This is a genomic window from Salibacter halophilus (assembly GCF_008806325.1).
Lineage (GTDB): Bacteria > Bacteroidota > Bacteroidia > Flavobacteriales_G > Salibacteraceae > Salibacter > Salibacter halophilus.
In genome coordinates this window covers 1-1,240 of sequence record NZ_WACR01000020.1, presented here as the reverse complement: position 1 = coordinate 1,240, position 1,240 = coordinate 1, and the positions used below count along the sequence as shown (strand labels likewise).

Here is a 1,240-nt window from a genome sequence, read left to right as displayed (position 1 = left end):
GGTAGGATTTGGATAGATTTTGAGTTCTGTTTTTTCTTCTTCAGTTTTATCATCAGAAAGGACGGTATTGAAGTTGAGCTCTTCGAATTTTAGTTCGTATAAGAATCTGAAGTCTTCTTTCAAAAAAACTTCTTGCCCATTAGAGTATATGCGTGGAGAGTTCCCACCATTGCTTCTATCAAATACCGTATCCCAAACAATATTTCCATTATCAGGATTTAACTGGGCCAACCAGGGTCTATGATTTGAAGAACTGCTGTCGTTATTCCTGTACCTCCCACGAAGAATAATTCCGTACTTCTCTGAAAAAACACCATAAAAAACACCTAATGAAATATCATTACTCGAATATTTACTTGTAGGAGATAATGGATAAGCGTTTAATTGCTCTGCATCATAATCTAATCTGTATAATTCAGAAGACCAGTCACCTCCATAATAGTCTGCATCAACACTGAAAATTCCATTATGTGTAGTTGCTACTATATTAGCTGCCGGAAAATCGAGAGGTACATACTCATAAGATCCATCTACATCGAAGATCAGCATTCCCTCACTTTCTCCTTTTGGCCCTGGACCAGCAGTAAAATACCATTTCTCATTGTAAAAAGCACTGAATGGATAAAAATAAGCGTAAGGAATATCCAACATTTCAAAAGACTTGACTTCACCGGTTTGAGCGTTTAAATGTGTAACACCATAACGGGATGAATCAGCTTCACCAAATAAATCAAATACATACACATCATTGCCATATTGAACAAGTTTTGATTTTCCAGAAAACGTGAGGTTTTGTCCTCTCATTCTTAAAGAGTCGTTCACCCATAATAAGTCACCATTATCGTTGTACTTAAAAAGGTATGCAACGCTATCTCTTCTATCTGTTTCACTATAATAAAACAAGTGAGAGCCATCATGACCAGTAAGATAGTTACTAAAAAAATTTCCGCCAATAATGGAGGAAAAGTTAAACTTGTGTGTAATGAAAAGATTACTATCGTATGTCGTTACACCATCATCTAAACAAAGGAACTCACCATTAGATTTCGACACTAAATATTGACATTTTAATGAATCGGTAATAAGATCCATTGACCGCAGTTGGGCTGAAAGCGATGAAGTAAATAATGTAAATAAAAAACTACTGAAAATGGTTTTAGCTATCATGTGTTCTGAATTAAGTTAATGGTTATGTTTATCGATGGACAATTACTTTTCTAGTTTTTGTACTACCGTTTTG

At 35.0% G+C, this 1,240-nt stretch carries 1 protein-coding gene; it reads right to left on the bottom strand.

What is annotated here, in order from left to right; all coding sequences use genetic code 11:
- The coding region (locus F3059_RS13595) for a hypothetical protein (RefSeq protein ID WP_151170210.1) at positions 1 to 1,053 on the bottom strand (1,053 nt) is incomplete at its 3' end.
- Positions 1,054 to 1,240 lie beyond the last annotated feature (187 nt).